The 23,681-nt window shown below is 40.7% G+C and carries 27 protein-coding genes (1 of these 27 only partly in view); 26 read left to right on the plus strand and 1 reads right to left on the minus strand.

The genetic code is table 11. The features are described 5' to 3' along the window. From SK637_RS00940 to pcp, 8 genes are all read left to right on the plus strand, one after another. Positions 1 to 672 carry the 3' portion of a glutamate-cysteine ligase family protein gene (locus SK637_RS00940; protein ID WP_033688019.1) on the plus strand. The gene continues 606 nt to the left of window position 1, outside the view, so only the last 672 of its 1,278 coding nucleotides appear in the window; its start codon lies off the left edge, out of view; the stop codon is at positions 670 to 672. A gap of 75 nt (positions 673 to 747) precedes the next feature. After that, positions 748 to 2,232, plus strand: coding sequence for a threonine synthase (gene thrC / locus SK637_RS00945; RefSeq protein WP_033688020.1), 1,485 nt, complete (start codon positions 748 to 750; stop codon positions 2,230 to 2,232). 60 nt (positions 2,233 to 2,292) lie between these two features. After that, positions 2,293 to 3,573 carry an MATE family efflux transporter gene (locus tag SK637_RS00950; RefSeq protein ID WP_033688021.1) on the plus strand — a complete coding sequence of 427 codons (1,281 nt, stop codon included), beginning with the start codon at positions 2,293 to 2,295 and terminating at the stop codon, positions 3,571 to 3,573. A 3-nt stretch (positions 3,574 to 3,576) separates the two neighbouring features. Beyond that, complete coding sequence (locus tag SK637_RS00955) at positions 3,577 to 4,200, plus strand: HAD family hydrolase (protein WP_033688022.1); 624 nt, start codon at positions 3,577 to 3,579, stop codon at positions 4,198 to 4,200. Positions 4,201 to 4,362: 162 nt separating this feature from the next. Then, positions 4,363 to 5,565 carry a LysM peptidoglycan-binding domain-containing protein gene (locus SK637_RS00960; protein ID WP_033688023.1) on the plus strand — a complete coding sequence of 401 codons (1,203 nt, stop codon included), beginning with the start codon at positions 4,363 to 4,365 and terminating at the stop codon, positions 5,563 to 5,565. A 326-nt stretch (positions 5,566 to 5,891) separates the two neighbouring features. Further along, positions 5,892 to 6,317, plus strand: coding sequence for a MarR family winged helix-turn-helix transcriptional regulator (locus SK637_RS00965; protein WP_033688024.1), 426 nt, complete (start codon positions 5,892 to 5,894; stop codon positions 6,315 to 6,317). Between the two features lie 10 nt (positions 6,318 to 6,327). Then, positions 6,328 to 6,690 carry a DUF1304 domain-containing protein gene (locus SK637_RS00970; protein WP_078352959.1) on the plus strand — a complete coding sequence of 121 codons (363 nt, stop codon included), beginning with the start codon at positions 6,328 to 6,330 and terminating at the stop codon, positions 6,688 to 6,690. Positions 6,691 to 6,802: 112 nt separating this feature from the next. Continuing rightward, positions 6,803 to 7,447: a pyroglutamyl-peptidase I gene (pcp, locus tag SK637_RS00975; protein ID WP_033688027.1), complete on the plus strand. Its 645-nt coding sequence runs from the start codon at positions 6,803 to 6,805 to the stop codon at positions 7,445 to 7,447. A gap of 25 nt (positions 7,448 to 7,472) precedes the next feature. Here the strand turns inward: pcp and SK637_RS00980 are convergent, their stop codons facing one another. Further along, a complete protein-coding gene (locus SK637_RS00980; RefSeq protein WP_033688028.1) occupies positions 7,473 to 8,330 on the minus strand; it encodes a DUF975 family protein in 858 nt (285 codons plus the stop codon). A gap of 129 nt (positions 8,331 to 8,459) precedes the next feature. Here SK637_RS00980 and tgt point away from each other — a divergent pair, with 129 nt between their 5' ends. The 18 genes from tgt to jag all read left to right on the plus strand — a co-directional run bounded on the left by tgt (position 8,460) and on the right by jag (position 23,536). Next, positions 8,460 to 9,602 carry a tRNA guanosine(34) transglycosylase Tgt gene (gene tgt, locus SK637_RS00985; RefSeq protein ID WP_001285237.1) on the plus strand — a complete coding sequence of 381 codons (1,143 nt, stop codon included), beginning with the start codon at positions 8,460 to 8,462 and terminating at the stop codon, positions 9,600 to 9,602. 100 nt (positions 9,603 to 9,702) lie between these two features. Next, the gene (locus SK637_RS00990) at positions 9,703 to 11,520 is read left to right on the plus strand and encodes an acyltransferase family protein (protein WP_033688029.1); all 1,818 of its coding nucleotides are present in this window, start codon (positions 9,703 to 9,705) and stop codon (positions 11,518 to 11,520) included. Between the two features lie 151 nt (positions 11,521 to 11,671). After that, entirely contained in the window at positions 11,672 to 12,823 is a 1,152-nt protein-coding gene (gene nagA / locus SK637_RS00995; protein ID WP_033688030.1) for an N-acetylglucosamine-6-phosphate deacetylase, read from the plus strand. 162 nt (positions 12,824 to 12,985) lie between these two features. Next, positions 12,986 to 14,044, plus strand: coding sequence for a zinc-dependent alcohol dehydrogenase family protein (locus tag SK637_RS01000; protein ID WP_033688031.1), 1,059 nt, complete (start codon positions 12,986 to 12,988; stop codon positions 14,042 to 14,044). A gap of 145 nt (positions 14,045 to 14,189) precedes the next feature. Beyond that, entirely contained in the window at positions 14,190 to 14,555 is a 366-nt protein-coding gene (locus SK637_RS01005; RefSeq protein WP_033688032.1) for a DUF1033 family protein, read from the plus strand. A 75-nt stretch (positions 14,556 to 14,630) separates the two neighbouring features. Next, entirely contained in the window at positions 14,631 to 15,572 is a 942-nt protein-coding gene (comGA, locus tag SK637_RS01010) for a competence type IV pilus ATPase ComGA (RefSeq protein ID WP_033688033.1), read from the plus strand. After that, positions 15,520 to 16,536, plus strand: coding sequence for a competence type IV pilus assembly protein ComGB (gene comGB / locus SK637_RS01015; RefSeq protein ID WP_080710441.1), 1,017 nt, complete (start codon positions 15,520 to 15,522; stop codon positions 16,534 to 16,536). Before comGA ends, comGB begins: the two co-directional genes overlap by 53 nt. Before the next feature lies 1 nt (position 16,537). Then, positions 16,538 to 16,864, plus strand: a complete 327-nt coding sequence (comGC, locus tag SK637_RS01020; protein ID WP_033688035.1) for a competence type IV pilus major pilin ComGC — start codon at positions 16,538 to 16,540, stop codon at positions 16,862 to 16,864. Next, complete coding sequence (gene comGD / locus SK637_RS01025; protein WP_000588010.1) at positions 16,857 to 17,261, plus strand: competence type IV pilus minor pilin ComGD; 405 nt, start codon at positions 16,857 to 16,859, stop codon at positions 17,259 to 17,261. The genes comGC and comGD overlap by 8 nt, the downstream gene beginning before the upstream one ends. Continuing rightward, positions 17,224 to 17,526: a competence type IV pilus minor pilin ComGE gene (comGE, locus tag SK637_RS01030; protein ID WP_272898261.1), complete on the plus strand. Its 303-nt coding sequence runs from the start codon at positions 17,224 to 17,226 to the stop codon at positions 17,524 to 17,526. The genes comGD and comGE overlap by 38 nt, the downstream gene beginning before the upstream one ends. Further along, a complete protein-coding gene (gene comGF, locus SK637_RS01035) occupies positions 17,489 to 17,950 on the plus strand; it encodes a competence type IV pilus minor pilin ComGF (RefSeq protein ID WP_033688037.1) in 462 nt (153 codons plus the stop codon). Before comGE ends, comGF begins: the two co-directional genes overlap by 38 nt. Beyond that, a complete protein-coding gene (gene comGG, locus SK637_RS01040) occupies positions 17,928 to 18,338 on the plus strand; it encodes a competence type IV pilus minor pilin ComGG (protein ID WP_033688038.1) in 411 nt (136 codons plus the stop codon). The genes comGF and comGG overlap by 23 nt, the downstream gene beginning before the upstream one ends. Positions 18,339 to 18,370: 32 nt before the next feature. Then, entirely contained in the window at positions 18,371 to 18,958 is a 588-nt protein-coding gene (locus SK637_RS01045; protein WP_033688039.1) for a class I SAM-dependent methyltransferase, read from the plus strand. 60 nt (positions 18,959 to 19,018) lie between these two features. After that, the gene (locus tag SK637_RS01050; protein WP_033688040.1) at positions 19,019 to 19,972 is read left to right on the plus strand and encodes a class I SAM-dependent methyltransferase; all 954 of its coding nucleotides are present in this window, start codon (positions 19,019 to 19,021) and stop codon (positions 19,970 to 19,972) included. A gap of 49 nt (positions 19,973 to 20,021) precedes the next feature. Next, positions 20,022 to 21,212, plus strand: coding sequence for an acetate kinase (locus SK637_RS01055; protein WP_033688041.1), 1,191 nt, complete (start codon positions 20,022 to 20,024; stop codon positions 21,210 to 21,212). Positions 21,213 to 21,361: 149 nt separating this feature from the next. Then, a complete protein-coding gene (gene rnpA / locus SK637_RS01060; protein WP_033688042.1) occupies positions 21,362 to 21,733 on the plus strand; it encodes a ribonuclease P protein component in 372 nt (123 codons plus the stop codon). Continuing rightward, positions 21,708 to 22,532 (plus strand): membrane protein insertase YidC, encoded by an 825-nt coding sequence (locus tag SK637_RS01065; protein WP_201798902.1) that lies wholly within the window; start codon positions 21,708 to 21,710, stop codon positions 22,530 to 22,532. The genes rnpA and SK637_RS01065 overlap by 26 nt, the downstream gene beginning before the upstream one ends. A gap of 17 nt (positions 22,533 to 22,549) precedes the next feature. Continuing rightward, on the plus strand, positions 22,550 to 23,536 hold the full coding sequence (gene jag, locus SK637_RS01070; RefSeq protein ID WP_000260006.1) for an RNA-binding cell elongation regulator Jag/EloR: 987 nt from the start codon (positions 22,550 to 22,552) through the stop codon (positions 23,534 to 23,536). Positions 23,537 to 23,681: the final 145 nt, after the last annotated feature.

A 23,681-nucleotide genomic window follows, 5' to 3' on the forward strand; every position in this document is an offset into this window, starting at 1 on the left:
AAGGCGTATTTATTTGCCAATTCTGAGTTTTCAGGTGAGGATTGGGATACGAAAATTGCAAGGGATATTTTCTGGGAAGAATCGATGCATGGTATCTATCCAGAAAATGTCGGGGTCAATGCTAGACTCTTTAAAGATGAGGATGATTTTTTTGATTATCTAGATCATTCTGCAATTTTTACTGCAGAACGTGATGGACAAACCTATTATTTTTATCCGATTCAGGCTAGGGACTATTTGGCTACATCTGAAATCCAAGCATATGCTCTTAATGGGGATGAGATTCTTATTTACGTTCAAGAGAAGGATTTTGAAACTCATCGTAGTTATCAGTACCAAGACTTAACGACTCGCGGAACAGTTGAGTTTCGTAGTGTGTGTACTCAGCCTCTAGATAGAACCTTCGTTTCAGCAGCTTTTCACTTAGGATTGTTGGTTAATTTAGATAAGTTAGAAGCTTATTTAGAAACAGCACCTTTCTTTAAGGAATTTGGTCGTGATTACAAGTTTTTAAGACGACAATTTTCTAAGAAAAAGCTTACAGATGAGGAAGAAACTACGATTATTGAATTTTCCAAAGACTTACTCCTGCTAGCTGAGGAAGGACTAGTGATGAGAAATAAGCAAGAAATGAGCTATTTACAGCCTTTGAGAGACAAATTGGGGTTATAATTTTTGTTATAAAGCGAGAATTTTCTGAAAAATCATGATATAATGGAAGAGACTATAGATAAAGGATAGAGAGTAATGACATTAGTTTATCAATCAACGCGTGATGCCAACAATACGGTAACTGCCAGCCAAGCTATTTTGCAAGGTTTGGCGACGGACGGTGGTTTGTTTACACCGCTTACTTATCCAAAGATAGATTTGGACTTTGACAAATTGAAAGATGCTTCTTATCAGGAAGTTGCTAAGTTAGTTTTGTCAGCATTTTTAGATGACTTTACAGCTGAAGAGTTGGACTACTGTATCAACAATGCCTACGATAGCAAATTTGATATTCCATCTATTGCGCCTTTGGTGAAATTAGACGGCCAATACAACCTGGAACTGTTCCATGGTTCAACGATTGCTTTTAAGGATATGGCCTTGTCTATCTTGCCATACTTTATGACGACTGCTGCTAAGAAACATGGTTTAGAGAACAAGATTGTCATCTTAACAGCGACATCTGGTGATACTGGGAAAGCTGCTATGGCAGGGTTTGCGGATGTTCCTGGTACTGAGATTATCGTCTTTTATCCAAAGGATGGTGTCAGTAAGGTACAAGAGTTGCAAATGACCACTCAGACTGGCGACAATACTCATGTTATCGCTATTGATGGTAACTTTGATGATGCCCAAACTAATGTGAAGCATATGTTTAACGATGTGGCTCTTCGTGAGAAGTTGGCAGCCAACAAGTTGCAATTTTCATCGGCTAACTCTATGAATATTGGCCGTTTGGTGCCACAAATTGTCTACTATGTTTATGCCTACGCTCAGCTTGTTAAAACTGGTGAGATTGTAGCTGGTGAAAAGGTTAACTTCACGGTACCGACAGGAAACTTTGGAAATATCTTGGCTGCCTTTTATGCCAAACAAATCGGCTTACCAGTTGGTAAATTGATCTGTGCTTCAAATGACAACAATGTTTTGACAGACTTCTTCAAGACACGTGTTTACGACAAGAAGCGTGAGTTTAAGGTAACAACTAGTCCATCTATGGATATTTTGGTATCTTCAAACTTGGAGCGTTTGATTTTCCATCTTTTGGATAATAATGCGGTTAAAACAGCTGAACTCATGAATGCCTTGAACGAGCAAGGACAATATGAGTTGACAGACTTTGATGCAGAGATTCTTAATCTCTTTGCAGCAGAGTATGCGACTGAGGAAGAAACAGCGGCAGAAATCAAGCGTGTTTATGAGTCAGATTCTTATATCGAGGATCCACATACGGCGGTTGCCTCAGCAGTTTATAAGAAATACCAATCTGCTACTGGCGATGCGACTAAGACAGTGATTGCATCGACAGCTAGTCCATACAAGTTCCCAGTAGTTGCAGTAGAAGCTGTAACAGGGAAAGTTGGTTTGTCTGACTTTGAAGCCTTGGCTCAATTACATGATATTTCAGGAGTGGCAGTGCCACCAGCAGTTGATGGGCTTGAAACAGCTCCTGTTCGTCACAAGACAACAGTGGCAGCTGCTGACATGCAAGCAGCGGTTGAGGCTTATCTAGGACTTTAAGACAGGGGGATTAAACTCGGTTGGGAAACCAACTGAGTTTCTTTTCATCAGGAGGAAGGATTGTTTAAGAAAAATAAAGACATTCTTAATATTGCCTTGCCAGCTATGGGCGAAAACTTTTTGCAGATGCTCATGGGGATGGTGGATAGTTACTTGGTAGCCCACTTGGGCTTGATAGCTATTTCAGGTGTATCAGTAGCTGGCAATATTATCACGATTTACCAGGCGATTTTCATCGCTCTGGGAGCTGCTATTTCCAGTGTTATTTCAAAAAGTTTGGGGCAGAAAGACCAGTCGAAGTTAGCCTATCATGTGACTGAAGCCTTGAAGATTACTTTACTATTAAGTTTCCTTTTAGGAGCTTTGTCCATCTTCGCTGGGCAAGAGATAATAGGACTTTTGGGGACGGAGAGAGATGTAGCTGAGAGTGGAGGACTCTACCTATCCTTGGTGGGCGGATCGATTGTTCTCTTAGGTTTAATGACTAGTCTGGGAGCTTTGATTCGTGCAACGCATAATCCACGTTTGCCCCTCTATGTGAGTCTTTTATCCAATGCCTTGAATATTCTTTTTTCAAGTCTAGCTATTTTTGTTCTGGATATGGGGATAGCTGGTGTTGCTTGGGGGACAATTCTGTCTCGCTTGGTAGGTCTTGTGATTTTATGGTCGCAATTAAAGTTGCCTTTTGAGAAACCGACTTTTGGTTTAGATAAGGAACTATTGACCTTAGCTTTGCCAGCAGCTGGAGAGCGGCTTATGATGCGGGCTGGTGATGTCGTGATCATTGCCTTGGTCGTTTCTTTTGGAACGGAGGCAGTTGCTGGGAATGCAGTTGGAGAAGTCTTGACCCAGTTTAACTACATGCCTGCCTTTGGCGTAGCTACGGCAACGGTCATGCTGGTGGCCCGAGCAGTTGGAGAGGATAATTGGGAAAGAGTAGCTAGTTTGAGCAAGCAAACCTTTTGGCTTTCTCTGCTTCTCATGTTGCCCTTGACGCTTAGTGTCTATGCCTTGGGCATACCACTGACTCATCTCTATACGAATGATTCTCTAGCGGTGGAGGCTAGTGTGCTAGTGACACTGTTTTCACTACTTGGTACTCCTATGACGATAGGAACAGTCATCTATACAGCAGTCTGGCAGGGTTTGGGCAATGCTCGGCTTCCCTTTTATGCGACAAGTATAGGAATGTGGTGTATCCGCATTGGAACAGGATATCTGATGGGGATTGTGCTTGGTTGGGGCTTGCCTGGTATTTGGGCCGGAACCCTTTTGGATAATGGTTTTCGTTGGTTATTTCTACGTTACCGTTACCAGCGTTATATGAGCTTGAAAGGATAGGAAATGCAAAAAACAGCTTTTATTTGGGATTTAGATGGGACTTTATTGGACTCTTATGAAGCGATTTTGTCAGGGATTGAGGAAACTTTTGGTCAGTTTTCTATTCCTTATGATAAGGAGCAGGTGAGAGAGTTTATCCTCAAGTTTTCTGTGCAGGATTTACTTATGCAGGTGGCAGAAGAGCGAAAGATAGATGTGGAAGTGCTAAATCAAGTGCGTGCCCAGAGTCTGGCTGAAAAAAATGCCCAGGTAGTTTTGATGCCAGGTGCGCGTGAAGTGTTAGCTTGGGCGAAAGAAACGGGGATTCAGCAATTTGTTTACACTCATAAGGGAGACAATGCTTTTACCATTTTCAGAGACTTGGGTTTGGAATCTCATTTTACAGAGATTTTAACCAGTCAGAGTGGCTTTGCGCGGAAGCCAAGTCCAGAAGCGGCTAACTATCTGATAGACAAGTATCAGTTGAATCATGATAATACTTATTATATAGGGGATCGGACTCTGGATGTGGAATTTGCCCAGAATAGTGGGATTCAAAGTATCAACTTTTTAGAGTCGACTTATGAAGGAAATCACAGGATTCAAGCGTTAGCAGACATTTCCCGTTTTTTTAAGGCTGAGCGATAAAAAGATTGTGTCAGTTTTGTGACAGAGACCTAACAAACTATTTCAAGTAACCGAGTTTGTTACAAGGAATAGACAGTTCTGTTAAATAGGCCCAAGAGGGCTTTTTTTCTGCATTTTTTGTGTTATGATAGACAGGTACTCATTTGAAAGGAATTTGAAAGAATGAAGAAAAGAATATTATTAGCCTCAACAGTAGCCTTGTCTTTTGCCCCAGTATTGGCAACTCAAGCAGAAGAAGTTCTTTGGACTGCACGTAGTGTTGAGCAAATCCAAAACGATTTGACTAAAACGGACAACAAAACAAGTTATACCGTTCAGTATGGTGATACCTTGAGCACTATTGCAGAAGCCTTGGGTGTAGATGTCACAGTTCTTGCGAATTTGAATAAAATCACGAATATGGACTTGATTTTCCCAGAAACTGTTTTGACAACGACCGTCAATGAAGCAGAAGAGGTAACGGAAGTTGAAATCCAAACTCCTCAAGCAGACTCTAGTGAAGAAGTGACAACTGCGACAGCAGATTTGACAACCAATCAAGTGACCGTAGATGATCAAACTGTTCAAGTTGCAGATCTTTCTCAACCAATTGCAGAAGCTCCAAAAGCAGTAGAAACTACAAGTACAAAAGAAGTAGCAACAAGTTCAGAAGTTACAGAGACAGTGACTGCTTCAGAAGAAGTCGCGCCTTCTACAGGAACTTCTGTTTCAGAGGGGCAAACAACCGAAACAAGCAATGCAGTTGCAGAAGCAGCTCCTCAGGCAACGACTCCAGCTGAGAAGCAGGAAACACAAGAAAGCCCTCAAATCGAGTTAGCAGTGGAAGCAACTACAACACCAGTAGAAGAAAAAGCGCCTGAAACAACTGCAACAAGTTCAGAAGAAGCAAAAGAAGCCTCATCAAATGAAGCTACACCAGCAGTTTCTACTTATCAACCAGAAGAGAAGAAAACAGTTTCAACAACTTACGCAGCTCCAGCTGCGCCCGATTATGCTGGACTTGCGGTAGCAAAATCTGAAAATGCAGGCCTTCAACCACAAACAGCTGCCTTTAAAGAAGAAATTGCCAACTTGTTTGGCATCACATCCTTTAGTGGTTACCGTCCAGGAGACAGCGGTGATCACGGAAAAGGTTTGGCTATCGACTTTATGGTACCAGAAGGTTCAGAACTAGGGGATAAGATTGCGGAATACGCTATTCAAAATATGGCCAGCCGTGGAATTAGTTATATTGTCTGGAAACAGCGTTTTTATGCTCCATTCGATAGCAAATATGGACCAGCTAATACTTGGAACCCAATGCCAGACCGTGGTAGCGTGACAGAAAACCACTATGACCACGTTCACGTTTCAATGAATGGATAAACCAGACTTGGTAATATCATTTTGACGAATGAGATCTAGCTTTCGTGATAGGAAGCGAGTCTCGTTCGTTTTTTTCTTTGTCATACTCTTCGAAAATCTCTTCAAACCACGTCAGTTTTATCTGCAACCTCAAAGCTGTGCTTTGAGCAACCTACGGCTAGCTTCCTAGTTTGCTCTTTGATTTTCATTGAGTATCAATATGAATGGAAAATGGGAAGTTTCCATCTTGTAATAATCCAAGCATAATTCTTGTAATCTATTTTACTTTATATCATACTTGATTAGTCAACTATTGATGAATCAAGGGAAAGAAAAAGAGAAAAGAAATGATAGAGATTCAAGATCTGCTCTATCAACTCCGTTTGTCTGAGCAAGCGAGTACGCAATTGTTTGAAAAAAGACTTGGGATTAGTTTGACACGGTATCAGATTTTATTATTTTTGTTGAAGCATTCCCCTTGTAATCAAATAGCAGTTCAGGAGCGTTTGAAGATTGATCAGGCCGCTTTAACCCGACATTTCAAGATTTTAGAAAAGGAAGGTTTGGTGGATCGTCATCGTAATCCTAAAAATCAGCGGGAAGTGTTGGTAGAGGCTACAAAGTATGCCAAGGAGCAGTTAGTGGTGAATCCCCCTCTGCAACATATCAAGGTTGAGGAAGAGATGGAAAGTATCTTAAAAGAGTCTGAAAGAACAGAACTCAGCCGTTTAGTAAACAAATTAGTTTTGGGGATTGAAAATATAGAAATTTAAGGAGAAATAGCTGTCAATTATGACAATCATTTTAGCAACGATTGTTGCTTTGGAACATTTTTACATTTTTTATTTGGAAAGTATTGCAACGCAATCAGATGTGACTAGTCGTGTCTTTAACATGGAAAAGGAAGAACTGGCTCGTCCGTCTGTAAGTTCATTGTTTAAAAATCAAGGGATTTATAATGCTCTGCTAGGAGTCTTTCTCTTGTATGGGATTTATTTCTCACAGAATTTAGAAATTGTGACTATTTTTGTTTTATTTGTGATTGGTGCTGCGGCTTATGGCTCTCTCACAGCAGATAAAAAAATTATTTTAAAGCAAGGCGGACCAGCTATTTTGACCTTGATCAGTATTTTACTCTTTAAATAAACTTTAATGCCAGTCTTATCCTCTCTAGTCCTTTTCACTCCAGAATAAGGGAAATATGTTATACTTGTTTTTAAGAAAAAAGTCTCATTGAATTAGTTTTGAGGAGTTAGAAATGAAAGTATTAGTAACAGGCTTTGAGCCCTTTGGAGGTGAGAAGGTTAATCCAGCTTTGGAGGCTGTTAAAGGTTTACCAGCTAAAATCCATGGTGCTGAGGTCCGTTGGTTAGAAGTGCCAACAGTTTTTCACAAATCGGCCCATGTATTGGAGGAAGAGATGAACCGTTATCAACCTGACTTTGTCCTTTGTATCGGGCAAGCGGGTGGAAGAACTAGCTTGACGCCTGAACGAGTGGCCATTAACCAAGACGATGCACGCATTCCTGATAATGAAGGAAATCAACCGATTGACCTTCCCATTCGAGCAGATGGTGCTTCGGCCTACTTTAGTAGTTTGCCGATTAAAGCGATGGTCCAAGCTATAAAAAAAGAGGGATTGCCGGCCTCTGTTTCCAATACGGCAGGGACTTTTGTCTGCAATCATTTGATGTATCAGGCTCTCTATTTGGTAGAAAAGAAATTTCCACATGTTAGGGCAGGGTTTATGCATATTCCTTATATGATGGAACAGGTGGTGAATAGACCGACTACTCCAGCTATGAGTTTAGTGGATATTAGGCGAGGGATAGAAGCGGCAATCGGCGCCATGATAGAATATGGAGATGAGGACCTCAAGTTGGTAGGCGGAGAAACTCATTGATAGAAAAAAGCTTGAGGGAAAACCTTCAAGCTTTTGGACGTTTTCGAGCCAATACTGCTCGGTAGAAAATTATTTTATTGATTTGAATGTAGGGTAGGAGTGAGAAACTAGCAATTCCAAAGGTAATCCAATTGAGGAAGTACCAAGGAAGGAGTTGTAAGTCTAGGACGAAACGCTGGAACTTGTAGCCTTTCATCAGGAAACGGCTGGTTTTTAGGATTTGTCCGGGTTTGGCTTGTCCCAAGTCTAGGGTGTCACAGAGGAGAAATTCTACCTGCGAATAGGCATAGTATTGTGGGATATAGAGACTATTTCCGACAATCATCAAGAGGATACTTGCTAGAAAGTAAAGACCAAAGGTCATGAGGAAACGCTCAGTTTCAACTGACGAGAGATCCAGATTGGGAAATTCAGGATGAAGGACAACGAATTTCTTTGCTAGAAAGCTACTGTAAAAAAGAAAGTAAATTCCAAGCAAACTAGGAATGCTCCATAAGAAGAGATAGAAACGTTTGAGGAGAAGAGTCAAAAAGGTTTGTGAAAAGTGCTCTTCTTTAAATAGAGTGAGACTATTTTTGACGGATAGTTCTGTATCGGGATTCTTGATGAGTTTCAGCGTTGCATAAATTGAACTGGTTAGAATAATAGCTCCGATAAAGGAGACCAATAGTGGAAAAAGGTAGGCTTGGAATACATGACCAAGAACGCTTAAAAAGGAATGCTCTAAAATAGACTCGTTGATACGCTCTAAGGGATTGAGGAAGCCAGACAAGATGATCAGTATACTAGGTAAGAGATAGACGAGAAAGAGGCGGGGATTTTCAGCTTGAAATTGTCTAGCCTGTAGACGAATGGTTTTTAAATCAATTTTTGGGTATTTCATTCTTTCATTATACCATAGTCCTTATACATAGTTCGTGACAGTTCCTACTTTTTTTGATAAAATCATACAGTATGCCCTTGGGCACAAAGTATGAACTGGGACTGTCTTTCCCAGCTTCGGAGGTAAAAAATGTCAGATTCACCAATCAAATATCGTTTGATTAAGAAAGAAAAACACACAGGAGCTCGTCTGGGAGAAATCATCACACCCCATGGTACCTTCCCAACACCTATGTTTATGCCAGTTGGGACACAAGCCACTGTCAAAACTCAGTCGCCAGAGGAGTTGAAGGAGATGGGTTCGGGAATTATCCTGTCAAACACCTATCATCTCTGGCTTCGTCCTGGAGATGAACTCATCGCACGCGCTGGTGGTCTCCACAAGTTCATGAATTGGGACCAGCCTATCTTGACAGATAGTGGTGGTTTCCAGGTCTATTCTCTAGCAGATAGCCGCAATATCACAGAAGAAGGAGTAACCTTTAAAAACCATCTCAATGGTTCCAAGATGTTCTTATCCCCAGAGAAGGCCATCTCCATTCAGAACAATCTGGGCTCAGACATCATGATGTCTTTTGACGAATGTCCTCAGTTTTACCAACCTTACGACTACGTTAAGAAATCAATCGAGCGTACCAGCCGTTGGGCTGAGCGTGGTTTAAAGGCTCACCGTCGTCCACATGACCAAGGGTTATTTGGGATTGTGCAGGGGGCTGGATTTGAAGACTTGCGTCGCCAATCAGCTCACGACCTTGTCAGCATGGATTTCCCAGGCTACTCTATCGGTGGCTTAGCAGTGGGAGAAACCCACGAAGAGATGAATGCGGTCTTGGACTTCACAACTCAACTGCTGCCTGAAAATAAACCTCGTTATCTGATGGGGGTGGGAGCGCCAGATAGCTTGATTGATGGGGTGATTCGTGGGGTGGATATGTTTGACTGTGTCTTGCCGACTCGAATCGCTCGTAATGGGACTTGTATGACCAGTCAAGGACGTTTGGTTGTCAAGAATGCCCAGTTTGCTGAGGACTTTACGCCACTGGATCCTGAGTGTGATTGCTACACATGTAAGAACTATACACGCGCTTATCTTCGTCACCTGCTCAAGGCCGATGAAACCTTTGGTATCCGCTTGACTAGCTACCACAATCTTTACTTCTTGCTTAACCTGATGAAGCAAGTGCGACAAGCCATCATGGATGACAATCTCTTGGAATTCCGTGAGTATTTTGTTGAAAAATATGGCTATAATAAATCAGGGCGTAATTTCTAAAATGGAATAGATATAAGCTAAAAATCCTAAGTTTTCTCTTAGGATTTTTCTTCTTTTTTTGATAGAATAAAGTGTACAATGAAAGGAAGAATAAACTCGTATGCGCATTAAATGGTTTTCCTTGATTAGGATTACAGGTTTACTACTGGTACTCTTGTATCATTTCTTTCAGACCATCTTTCCTGGAGGATTTTTCGGGGTAGATGTCTTTTTCACATTTTCAGGTTTCCTGATTACGGCTCTACTTATCGAAGAATTTTCTAAAAACCATGAGATTGATTTGATTGGATTTTTTAAGAGACGCTTTTATCGGATTGTGCCACCTGTGGTTTTGATGGTCTTGGTGACCATGCCTTTTACTTTCTTGGTTCGACAAGATTATGTAGCTGGAATTGGGGGTCAGATTGCGGGTGTCTTAGGCTTTATGACCAACTTCTATGAACTTCTAACAGGTGGGAGTTATGAATCTCAGTTCATTCCCCATTTGTTTGTTCATAATTGGAGCTTGGCTGTTGAGGTGCACTACTATATTCTTTGGGGATTGGCAGTTTGGTTCTTATCCAAACAGGCTAAATCAAATGGTCAGTTGAGAGGAATGGTCTTTCTCTTATCTGCTGCTGCCTTCTTGATCAGCTTCTTCTCCATGTTTATTGGTAGTTTTCTAGTAACCTCTTATTCCTCTGTTTACTTCTCCAGTTTAACTCATGTCTATCCATTCTTTTTGGGAAGTGTCCTAGCAACGATTGTAGGTGTTCGTCAGACAACTTCTTTAGTTAAGCAGTTGGATAAAATCTGGGATTTACGAAAGACCCTGTTGATTTTTGCAGGAGGTTTTGCCTTCTTACTCATTTTGACCTTCTTTGTCAAATTTACCTATCTCTTTGCCTATCTTATTGGCTTCTTACTTGCCAGCCTTGCAGCCCTTGCTATGATTCTGGCGGCGCGTGTCTTACATGAAAAGACTCCTAACGTGCAGGAGCCAAAGATGATCAGCTTTTTAGCGGATACTAGCTATGCGGTTTATCTTTTCCATTGGCCTTTCTACATTATTTTCTCACAGTTGACCTCAAATCTTCTTGCTGTGTTACTGACTTTGATTTTTTCTTATGGATTTGCCAGCCTATCATTTTATGTGTTGGAACCTTGGATTGCAGGAAAGGACACACCTATTATACAAACCCTCCGTCCCCTACCTCATATTCATATAATCCTTGCAGCAAGTACTGGAATTTTGGCCTTCATTGTCTTCTTAGTAACTCTGTTGGCACCACAAGTAGGAGCTTTTGAGACAGACTTAACTGTCAATGGCTTGAAGCAAGCTGCAACAAATATTAGCCAGACAAAGGTGATGACAGAACGAGCAGAAGCTGATAGTTTAGGAATTGCTGATGGCACTATGTTAATTGGTGATTCGGTAGCATTAAGAGCTAATACAGCCTTGCAGACAGCCCTTCCAGGGGCACAGATTAATGCACAAGTCAGCAGAACAACCAAGACCGCCAACGAAATCATGCTAAATAATAGCCAGAATAAATTTCTACCAAAGATGGTGGTTATTGCAACTGGGGTAAATAATCCTGAAAATTACAAGGAAGACTGGGATAGTATCGTGAAAAATCTTCCTAAGGGCCACCATATGGTTTTGGTGACTCCTTATGAGGGGGATAAGACAAAAGAGACTTACGCGATCGTTGAGAAGGCTGCTGCCTATATGAGAGAATTGGCAGAGAAGACACCTTATATCACAGTTGCTGATTGGAATCAAGTTGCTAAGGAACACCCAGAGATCTGGACAGGAACAGACCAAGTCCATTTCGGAAGTGACACTAGCAAAATTGAAGCCGGAGCTAAATTGTATGCAGATACCATTGTTACAGCCTTGCAAACAGCTCAAGACAAGCCAGTCAAATCAAAATAACGTGTATTTAAAAGAGAAGAGTTGGAGACATCCAGCTCTTTTAAAATATCTCTAGAAAATAGGTCTATACCATTTACAAATGAATCAGAAAAGTTTATAATGTAATTGACATAATAAATATCAAAAGTAATCTTTTAAGGAGGTCATTATTATGCTTAATTACGTTAAAGCAGATCAGTTTTTCTATCCATTTGGCATTCGTCGCGGTGGGTACTTAGAACTTGTTGATGGCAAATTTGGGAAACATGTGGATCAAATTCCTGAAGGAGCAGAGGTTCTTGACTATACTGGTTATAGCATTGCACCAGGTCTTGTGGATACTCATATTCATGGATATGCAGGTGTAGATGTGATGGACAACAACATTGAAGGTACATTGCATACTATGAGTGAAGGACTTCTTAGTACCGGTGTTACCAGTTTCTTGCCCACAACTTTAACAGCCACTTATGAGCAATTGCTTGCAGTCACTGAAAATCTTGGAAACCATTATAAAGAAGCAACAGGCGCTAAGATTCGTGGGATTTATTATGAAGGTCCATATTTCACAGAAACTTTTAAGGGGGCACAAAATCCAACTTATATGAGAGACCCGGGTGTTGAGGAGTTTCATTCTTGGCAGGATGCTGCAAAAGGGATGCTAAATAAAATCGCTATTGCACCAGAACGTGAAGGTGTAGAAGACTTTGTACGTACTATTACAGGTGAAGGTGTGACAGTTGCACTTGGACACTCAGATGCGACATTTGAACAAGCTAAGAAGGCAGTTGATGCTGGAGCTAGTGTATGGGTACATGCCTATAATGGGATGCGTGGTTTAACACACCGCGAACTGGGGATGGTTGGTGCTATGTATGAGCTCCCACATACTTACGCAGAATTGATTTGTGATGGTTATCACGTAGATCCAAAAGCTTGTGAGATTTTACTTAAGCAAAAGGGGACAGAAAACATCGCTCTTATTACGGACTGTATGACAGCTGGTGGGCTTGAAGACGGTGACTATATGTTGGGAGAATTCCCTGTTGTAGTAGCAAATGGAACTGCACGTCTCAAATCTACTGGTAATTTGGCAGGTTCTATCCTCAAACTCAAAGATGGTTTGAAGAATGTGGTCGAATGGGGCATTGCGAATCCACATGAAGCAGTCATGATGGCCAGCCTTAACCCAGCAAAATCTGTTCACATTGATGATGTTTGTGGCCAAATCCGTGAAGGCTATGATGCGGATTTTATCGTATTAGATAAAGATTTGGAATTGGTAGCAACCTATCTAGACGGTGTGAAACGTTATCAAGCATAAGAGAGAAAGCAGAAGTTAGGGATTAGCTTCTGCTTTTTTATCTATATTGCTTTACCGGTAAATAAAAAAGTTAAAAAAATCACAAAAAAACTTGAACAAACAATTGAAAAGGCTTACAATTATATTATAAATAGTACAAATAAAAAAACGGAGGAGTGCTTTATGAAAGCCTATACTTATGTTAAACCAGGACTTGCTTCTTTTGTTGATGTTGACAAACCAGTTATTCGCAAGCCAACAGACGCTATTGTGCGTATCGTAAAAACTACTATTTGTGGAACAGACCTCCATATTATCAAAGGGGATGTTCCCGCTTGCCAAAGTGGTACCATTCTTGGTCACGAAGGGATTGGGATTGTTGAAGAAGTTGGGGAAGGAGTTTCTAACTTCAAAAAAGGCGACAAGGTCTTGATTTCTTGTGTCTGTGCCTGTGGTAAATGCTACTACTGTAAAAAAGGAATTTATGCCCACTGTGAAGATGAAGGTGGCTGGATTTTCGGTCACCTGATTGATGGTATGCAGGCTGAATATCTACGTGTCCCTCATGCAGATAACACTCTTTACCACACTCCAGAAGATTTATCAGATGAAGCTTTGGTTATGCTATCAGACATTCTACCTACTGGATATGAAATTGGTGTCTTAAAAGGGAAAGTAGAACCTGGTTGTAGCGTAGCCATTATTGGTTCAGGACCAGTAGGATTGGCTGCACTTTTGACAGCTCAGTTCTACTCACCAGCCAAATTGATTATGGTGGACTTAGACGATAACCGCTTGGAAACTGCCCTATCATTTGGTGCGACTCACAAGGTTAATTCTTCAGACCCTGAAAAAGCGATTAAAGAAATTTATGATTTGACAGATGGTCGTGGTGTAGATGTTGCGATCGAAGCTGTTGGTATTCCTGCAACATTTGATTTTTGTCAAAAGATTATCGGTGTAGACGGAACAGTTGCCAACTGTGGTGTGCATGGTAAACCAGTTGAATTCGATTTAGACAAACTTTGGATTCGCAACATCAATGTAACAACTGGTTTGGTATCTACAAATACAACTCCACAATTGTTAAAAGCTCTTGAAAGTCATAAGATTGAACCAGAAAAATTGGTAACTCACTATTTCAAACTCAGTGAAATTGAAAAAGCCTATGAAGTCTTCAGTAAGGCAGCAGACCACCATGCAATCAAAGTCATTATTGAAAACGATATCTCAGAAGTCTAGGTAGTAACAAGATTTTGGAACAGAATAGAAATTCAGTCATCCATCAGATGGCTGGATTTTTTATCAAAAAATTAAGAGATGAGCATATTTCTTTCCTTGTTTATCGGAATTGGTTATAATATACGGTACAAAGGAATGAATGAATATGTATCGTGTTATAGAAATGTATGGAGATTTTGAACCCTGGTGGTTCTTAGAAGGTTGGGAAGAAGATATTATAGCAAGTAGAAAATTTGACCAGTATTATGATGCTCTCAAATACTACAAAACTTGCTGGTTCAGATTGGAACAAGAATCCCCTCTTTATAAAAGTAGAAGTGACTTGATGACCATTTTTTGGGATCCAGAAGACCAACGCTGGTGTGATGAATGTGATGAGTATTTACAACAATACCATTCTTTGGCTCTTTTGCAGGATGAGCAGGTTATTCCAGACGAAAAGCTACGCCCAGGCTATGAAAAACAAACAGGTCAGGAAAGGCACCGTTCTTGTCGTATGAAATTAAAATAGAGAAAAAGTAACTTTTTGGAGTTGCTTTTTTTATTTTTCCAAATCTTTGCGAATAGTATAGGTGAGGAGGTAAGTATGGTTCAAGAAATTGCACAAGAAATCATTCGTTCGGCCCGGAAAAAAGGGGCGCAAGACATTTATTTTGTCCCTAAGTTAGACGCCTATGAACTTCATATGAGGGTAGGAGACAAGCGCTGTAAAATCGGTTGTTATGATTTCGAAAAATTTGCGGCCGTCATCAGTCACTTTAAGTTTGTGGCGGGTATGAATGTTGGAGAAAAGCGACGTAGTCAACTTGGTTCCTGTGATTATGCCTATGACCAGAAGATGGCGTCCCTACGTCTATCTACTGTAGGCGATTATCGAGGGCAGGAGAGTTTGGTGATTCGCTTGTTGCATGATGAGGAGCAGGATTTGCATTTTTGGTTTCAGGATATTGAAGAACTTGGCAAGCAGTATAGGCAACGTGGTCTCTATCTCTTTGCTGGTCCAGTCGGAAGTGGCAAGACAACCCTGATGCATGAATTGGCTAAATCTCTCTTTAAAGGACAGCAAGTCATGTCCATCGAAGATCCTGTCGAAATCAAGCAGGATGACATGCTCCAGTTGCAGTTGAATGAGGCAATCGGACTAACCTATGAAAATCTGATTAAGCTTTCCCTACGGCATCGTCCTGATCTCTTGATTATCGGAGAAATTCGGGACAGCGAGACGGCGCGTGCAGTGGTCAGAGCTAGTTTGACAGGTGCGACAGTCTTTTCAACCATTCATGCCAAGAGTATCCGAGGTGTTTATGAGCGCCTGCTGGAGTTGGGTGTGAGTGAGGAGGAATTAGCAGTTGTTCTGCAAGGAGTTTGCTACCAGAGATTAATCGGGGGAGGAGGAATCGTTGACTTTACAAACAAAGACTATCAAGAACACAAGCCAACTAGCTGGAATGAACAGATTGACCAGCTTCTTAAAGATGGACATATCACAAGTTTTCAGGCTGAAACGGAAAAAATTAGCTACAGCTAAGCAAAAAAATATCATCACCTTGTTTAACAATCTCTTTTCCAGTGGTTTTCATCTGGTGGAGACTATCTCCTTTTTAGATAGGAGTTCCTTGTTGGACAAACAGTGTGTGACCCAGATGCGCACAGGCTTGTCTCAGGGAAAATCATTCTCAGAAATGATGGAAAGTTTGGGATTTTCAAGTACCATTGTCACTCAGTTATCCCTAGCGGAAGTCCATGGAAATCTCCACCTGAGTTTGGGAAAGATAGAAGAATATCTAGACAATCTTGCCAAGGTCAAGAAAAAATTAATTGAAGTAGCGACCTATCCCTTGATTTTACTGGGATTTCTTCTCTTAATCATGCTGGGACTACGGAACTACCTACTACCACAACTGGATAGTAGCAATATTGCCACCCAAATCATTGGCAATCTGCCACAAATCTTTCTAGGCATGATAGTTTTTGTTTCAGTAGGTGTCCTTTTAGCACTCACTTTTTATAAAAGAAGTTCTAAGATGCGCATCTTTTCTATCCTAGCACGCTTTCCCTTTTTTGGAATCTTTGTGCAGACCTATTTGACAGCCTATTACGCGCGTGAATGGGGGAATATGATTTCGCAGGGGATGGAACTGACGCAGATTTTTCAAATGATGCAGGAACAAGGTTCCCAGCTCTTTAAAGAAATCGGTCAAGATTTGGCGCAAGCCCTACAAAATGGCCGCGAATTTTCTCAAACCATAGCAACTTATCCTTTCTTTAAGAAGGAGTTGAGTCTCATCATCGAGTATGGGGAAGTTAAGTCCAAGCTGGGTAGTGAGTTGGAAATCTATGCTGAAAAAACTTGGGAGGCCTTTTTTACCCGAGTCAATCGCACCATGAATCTGGTGCAGCCACTGGTTTTTATCTTTGTGGCTCTGATTATCGTTTTACTTTATGCGGCAATGCTCATGCCCATGTATCAAAATATGGAGGTAAATTTTTAAAATGAAAAAAATGATGACATTCTTGAAAAAAGCGAAAGTGAAGGCTTTCACACTTGTGGAAATGTTGGTGGTCTTGCTCATCATCAGCGTGCTTCTATTACTTTTTGTACCTAATCTGACCAAGCAAAAAGAAGCAGTCAACGACAAAGGAAAAGCTGCTGTTGTTAAGGTGGTGGAAAGCCAGGCAGAACTTTATAGCTTAGATAAAAATGAAGATGCTAGCCTAAGCAAGTTACAAGCAGATGGGCGAATCACAAAAGAACAGGCTAAAGCCTATAATGAATACTATACAAAAAATGGAGGGGCAAATCGTAAAGTCAATGATTAAGGCCTTTACCATGCTTGAAAGTCTCTTGGTTTTGGGTCTTGTGAGTATCCTTGCCTTGGGCTTATCCGGCTCTGTCCAGTCCACTTTTGCGGCGGTGGAGGAGCAGATTTTCTTTATGGAGTTTGAAGAACTCTATCGGGAAACTCAAAAACGCAGTGTAGCCAGTCAGCAAAAGGCTAGTCTGAACTTAGATGGGCAGACCATTAGCAATGGCAGTCAAAAGTTGACAGTTCCTAAAGGAATTCAAGCACCATCGGGACAAAGTATTACATTTGATCGAGCTGGGGGCAATTCGTCCCTGGCTAAGGTTGAATTTCAGACTAGCAAAGGAGCGATTCGTTATCAATTATATCTAGGAAATGGAAAAATTAAACGCATTAAGGAAACAAAAAATTAGGGCAGTGATTTTACTGGAAGCATTAGTCGCTCTAGCTATCTTTGCCAGCATTGCAACCCTCCTTTTGGGACAAATTCAGAAAAATAGGCAAGAAGAAGCAAAAATATTGCAAAAGGAAGAAGTATTGCGGGTAGCTAAGATTGCCTTGCAGACAGGTCAAAATCAGGTAAAGATAAACGGAGTGGAGATTCAGGTGTTTTCTAGTGAAAAAGGATTGGAGGTCTACCATGGTTCAGAACAGTTGTTGGCAATCAAAGAGCCATAAGGTCAAGGCTTTTACCTTGTTAGAATCCCTGATTGCCCTCATTGTCATCAGTGGAAGCTTACTCCTCTTTCAAGCCATGAGTCAGCTCCTCATTTCAGAAGTTCGATACCAGCAGCAAAGTGAGCAAAAAGAGTGGCTCTTGTTTGTGGACCAGTTGGAGGCAGAATTAGATCGTTCGCAGTTCGAAAAAGTGGAGGGCAATCGTCTCTATATGAAGCAGGATGGCAAGGAAATTGCGATAGGTAAGTCAAAATCGGATGATTTTCGAAAAACTGATGTCAGTGGACGAGGTTATCAGCCTATGGTTTATGGCCTCAAATCTGCGCAGATTACAGAGGAGAATCAACTGGTTCGCTTTCGTTTTCAATTCCAAAAAGGCTTAGAAAGGGAGTTCATCTATCGTGTGGAAAAAGCAAAAAGTTAAGGCGGGTGTTCTCATCTATGCAGTCACTATGGCAGCCATCTTTAGTCTTTTGTTACAATTTTACTTGAACAGACAAGCTGCCCACTATCGAGACTATGCTTTAAATAAAGAAAAATTGCTTGCTTTTGCTATGGCCAAGCGAACCAAGGATAAGGTTGAGCAAGAAAGTGGGGAACAGACCTTTAATCTGGGTCAGGTGAGTTATCAAAACAAGAAAACAAGCTTGGTGACAAGAATTCGTACGCCTAAGAGCCAATATGAGTTCATCTTTCCTTCCGTCAAAATAAAAGAAGAGAAAACAGAGAAAAAGGAAAAGGTAGCGACCGATTCAAGCGAAAAAGTGGAGAAAAAATCAGAAGAGAAGCCTGAAAAGAAAGAGAATTCCTAGCCAATCAAGCTACTTTGTGCTAAACTAAAAATATGAAACATGATTTTAACCACAAAGCAGAAACTTTTGATTCACCTAAAAATATCTTCCTTGCAAACTTGGTTTGTCAAGCAGTCGAGGAACAGATTGATCTTCTATCAGACAAAGAAATTTTGGATTTCGGTGGAGGGACGGGTCTATTAACCTTGCCACTAGCCAAACAAGCCAAGTTTGTAACATTGGTAGATATTTCGGAGAAAATGCTGGAGCAAGCTCGTTTGAAAGCGGAGCAGCAAGAAATCAAGAATATCCACTTTCTGGAGCAAGATTTACTGGCAAATCCCTTGGAGCAAGAGATTGATCTCATTGTTGTTTGTCGGGTTCTTCACCATATGCCTGATTTGGATGCGGCTCTCTCACTGTTTTATCAACATTTGAGTGAAGATGGACAACTCCTGCTTGCTGATTTTACCAAGACAGAGGCTAACCATCATGGATTTGAATTGGTTGAACTGGAAAACAAGCTAGCCCAGCATGGTTTTTCATCTGTACATAGTCAGATCCTCTATAGCGCTGAAGACCTGTTTCAAGGAAATTACTCAGAACTCTTTTTAACAGTAGCCCAAAAATCACTCGCCTAGTCAGGGAGTGATTTTTCTATAAGGATGGAAAAAAGAAGGGAAATTTGATAAGATAGGAATATGGATTTTGAAAAAATTGAACAAGCTTATACCTATTTACTAGAGAATGTCCAAGTCATTCAAAGTGATTTGGCGACCAATTTTTATGACGCCTTGGTGGAGCAAAACAGCATCTATCTGGATGGTGAGACTGAGCTAAATCAGATCAAAGAGAACAATCAGGCCCTTAAACGCTTAGCGCTTCGCAAAGAAGAATGGCTCAAGACCTACCAGTTTCTCTTGATGAAGGCCGGGCAAACAGAACCCTTGCAGGCCAATCACCAGTTTACACCAGATGCCATTGCTTTACTTTTGGTGTTTATTGTGGAGGAGTTGTTTAAAGAGGAGGAAATCACTATCCTCGAAATGGGGTCTGGAATGGGGATTCTGGGCGCAACTTTCTTGACCTCGCTTGATAAAAAGGTGGATTATTTGGGAATGGAAGTGGATGATTTGCTGATTGATTTGGCAGCTAGCATGGCAGATGTAATTGGTTTGCAGGCTGGCTTTGTCCAAGGAGATGCCGTTCGTCCACAAATGCTCAAAGAAAGCGATGTGGTCATCAGCGACTTGCCTGTCGGCTATTATCCTGATGATGCCGTTGCGTCGCGCCATCAAGTTGCTTCTAGTCAAGAGCATACTTACGCCCATCACTTGCTCATGGAACAAGGCCTTAAGTATCTCAAGTCAGATGGATACGCTATTTTTCTCGCTCCAAGTGATTTGTTGACCAGTCCTCAAAGTGACTTGTTGAAAGGTTGGTTGAAAGAAGAAGCAAGTCTGGTTTCTATGATTAGTTTACCTGAAAATCTCTTTGCTAATGCCAAACAATCTAAGACTATTTTTATCCTACAGAAGAAAAGTGAAATAGCAGTGGAGCCTTTTATTTATCCACTTGCTAGCTTGCAAGATGCAAGTGTTTTAATGAAATTTAAAGAAAATTTTCAAAAATGGACTCAAGGTACTGAAATATAAAATAGATTTTGTTATAATAGTTGAAAACGCTTAAAAGGGGTATCATGTTATGACAAAAACAATCGCAATAAATGCAGGAAGTTCAAGTTTGAAATGGCAATTATACTTAATGCCAGAAGAAAGAGTATTGGCGAAAGGTTTGATTGAACGTATCGGTTTGAAAGATTCAATTTCAACTGTAAAATTTGATGGCCGTTCTGAACAACAAATTTTGGATATTGAAAATCACACACAAGCTGTTAAAATTTTATTGGATGACTTGATTCGTTTCGATATTATCAAGGCTTATGACGAGATTACAGGTGTTGGACATCGTGTTGTTGCAGGTGGAGAATATTTCAAAGAATCAACAGTTGTTGAAGGAGATGTTTTAGAAAAAGTTGAAGAGTTGAGTTTGTTGGCTCCTCTCCACAATCCAGCCAATGCAGCAGGTGTTCGTGCCTTCAAGGAATTGTTGCCAGACATTACCAGTGTAGTTGTTTTTGATACTTCATTCCACACAACTATGCCAGAGAAAGCTTATCGCTACCCTCTACCAACAAAATATTACACAGAAAACAAGGTTCGTAAATATGGGGCCCACGGTACAAGTCACCAGTTTGTAGCAGGAGAAGCCGCAAAACTCTTGGGCCGTCCATTAGAGGACTTGAAATTGATTACTTGCCACATCGGTAATGGTGCTTCTATTACAGCTGTTAAGGGTGGTCAATCTGTCGATACTTCAATGGGATTCACTCCACTTGGTGGTGTGATGATGGGAACTCGTACAGGAGATATTGACCCAGCTATCATTCCTTACTTAATGCAATATACAGAGGACTTTAATACTCCTGAAGACATTAGTCACGTCCTTAATCGTGAATCGGGACTAATGGGGGTTTCAGGTAAATCTAGTGATATGCGTGATGTGATTGCTGCTATGAAAGAAGGGGATCACGATGCCACTTTGGCTTATGAAATGTATGTTGACCGCATTCAAAAACATATCGGTCAATACCTTGCGGTCCTAAATGGAGCAGATGCTATTATCTTCACAGCAGGTATTGGTGAAAATGCTGCAAATGTACGTGAAGATGTTATCTCAGGTATCTCTTGGTTTGGCTGTGATGTTGATCCAGAAAAGAACGTCTTTGGTGTGACAGGAGACATCTCAACAGAGGCAGCGAAGATTCGTGTCTTGGTTATTCCAACAGATGAAGAGCTAGTTATTGCCCGTGACGTTGAACGCTTGAAAAAATAACTAAAATTAGAAAAAATATTCCGTACAAGGAGTTGGGAAAGTGATTTTTCCAGCTTCTTTTTCTGATGAAATTGTGCAAAACCTTGCTATGATTGGCTTTTTTGAAAAATATGGTATAATAGTAGTAATTTAATAGATGGAGTTGAGTTTTGAAGAAAAACTTTCGTGTAAAAAGAGAGAAAGATTTTAAGGCGATTTTCAAGGAGGGAACAAGTTTTGCTAACCGCAAATTTGTTGTCTACCAACTAGAAAACCAGAAAAACCATTTTCGAGTAGGTCTATCAGTTAGCAAAAAACTTGGGAATGCCGTCACTAGAAATCAAATTAAGCGACGGATTAGACATATTATCCAGAATGCAAAAGGGGGTCTGGTAGAAGATGTCGACTTTGTTGTCATTGCTCGAAAAGGAGTCGAAACCTTGGGATACGCAGAGATGGAGAAAAATCTACTCCACGTATTAAAATTATCAAAGATTTACCAGGAAGGAAATGGGAGTGAAAAAGAAACTACAGTTGACTAGTCTGCTAGGACTGTCCCTATTGATCATGACAGGCTGTGCGACTAATGGGACAACTAGCGATATTACAGCCAATTCGGCTGATTTTTGGAGTAAATTTGTTTACTTCTTTGCGGAAATCATTCGCTTTTTATCATTTGATATCAGTATCGGAGTGGGGATTATTCTCTTTACGGTCTTGATTCGTACACTGCTTTTGCCAGTCTTTCAAGTGCAAATGGTGGCGTCCAGAAAAATGCAGGAAGCTCAACCACGTATTAAGGCGCTTCGAGAACAATATCCAGGTCGAGATATGGAAAGCAGAACCAAGCTAGAGCAAGAAATGCGTAAAGTCTTTAAAGAAATGGGTGTCAGACAGTCAGATTCTCTTTGGCCGATTTTGATTCAGATGCCGGTTATCTTGGCCTTGTTCCAAGCTCTATCAAGAGTTGACTTTTTAAAGACAGGTCATTTCTTATGGATTAACCTTGGTGGTGTGGATACAACCCTTGTTCTTCCGATTTTAGCGGCAGTATTTACCTTTTTAAGTACTTGGTTGTCCAACAAAGCCTTGTCTGAGCGTAATGGCGCTACGACTGCGATGATGTATGGTATTCCGGTCTTGATTTTTATCTTTGGGGTTTATGCTCCGAGCGGAGTTGCTCTCTACTGGGCAGTGTCCAATGCTTATCAAGTCCTGCAAACCTATTTCTTGAACAATCCATTCAAGATTATTGCAGAGCGTGAGGCCGTAGTACAGGCACAAAAAGATTTGGAAAATAGAAAAAGAAAAGCCAAGAAAAAGGCTCAGAAAACGAAATAATAAGGAGGAATCTGGTAATGGTAGTATTTACAGGTTCAACTGTTGAAGAAGCAATCCAGAAAGGATTGAAAGAATTAGATATTCCAAGAATGAAGGCTCATATCAAAGTCATTTCTCGTGAGAAAAAAGGGTTTCTTGGCTTATTTGGTAAAAAACCAGCCCAAGTGGATATCGATGCTATTAGTGAAACGACAGTTGTAAAAGCAAACCAACAAGCTGTAAAGGGAGTTCCAAAGCAAATTAATGATTTGAATGAGCCTGTTAAAACAGTCAGTGAAGCAACTGTTGATTTAGGTCATGTTGTAGAAGCAATTAAAAAGATTGAGGAAGAAGGCCAAGGTATTTCTGATGAAGTCAAGGCTGAAATCTTAAAACATGAAAGACATGCCAGCACTATCTTAGAAGAAACTGGTCACATTGAGATTTTAAATGAGTTACAACTTGAAGAAACTGCTCTCGAAGAAGTAGAAACTCCTATTATTGAAAGCCAAACTGAGCAAACTGAAAGTCAAGAACTAGAAGACTTGGGCTTGAAAGTTGAACCGAGCTTTGATATTGAACAAGTAGCTACGGAAGTAACGACTTATGTTCAAACAATTATTGATGACATGGATGTTGAAGCTACACTTTCAAATGACTATAACCGTCGTAGTATCAATTTGCAAATTGATACTAACGAACCAGGTCGTATTATCGGCTACCATGGTAAAGTCTTGAAGGCCTTGCAATTGTTGGCTCAAAATTATCTTTACAACCGCTATTCAAGAACCTTCTATATCACTATTAATGTCAATGATTATGTTGAACACCGTGCAGAAGTCTTGCAGACCTATGCTCAAAAATTGGCGACTCGTGTTTTAGAAGAAGGACGCAGTCATCAGACAGATCCAATGTCGAATAGCGAACGCAAGATTATCCATCGTATTATTTCACGTATGGATGGCGTGACTAGTTACTCTGAAGGTGACGAGCCAAATCGCTATGTTGTCGTAGATACAGAATAAGTAAAATCAGGGTTCTCCTGGTTTTTTGCTAGTTATACTCAATGAAAATCAAAAAGCAAACTAGGAAGCTAGCCGCAAGCTGTACTTGAGTACGGTAAGGCGACGCTAACGTGGTTTGAATTTGATTTTCGAAGAGTATTAGAGG

This window comes from Streptococcus mitis (assembly GCF_000722765.2).
Classification (GTDB): domain Bacteria; phylum Bacillota; class Bacilli; order Lactobacillales; family Streptococcaceae; genus Streptococcus; species Streptococcus mitis_AQ.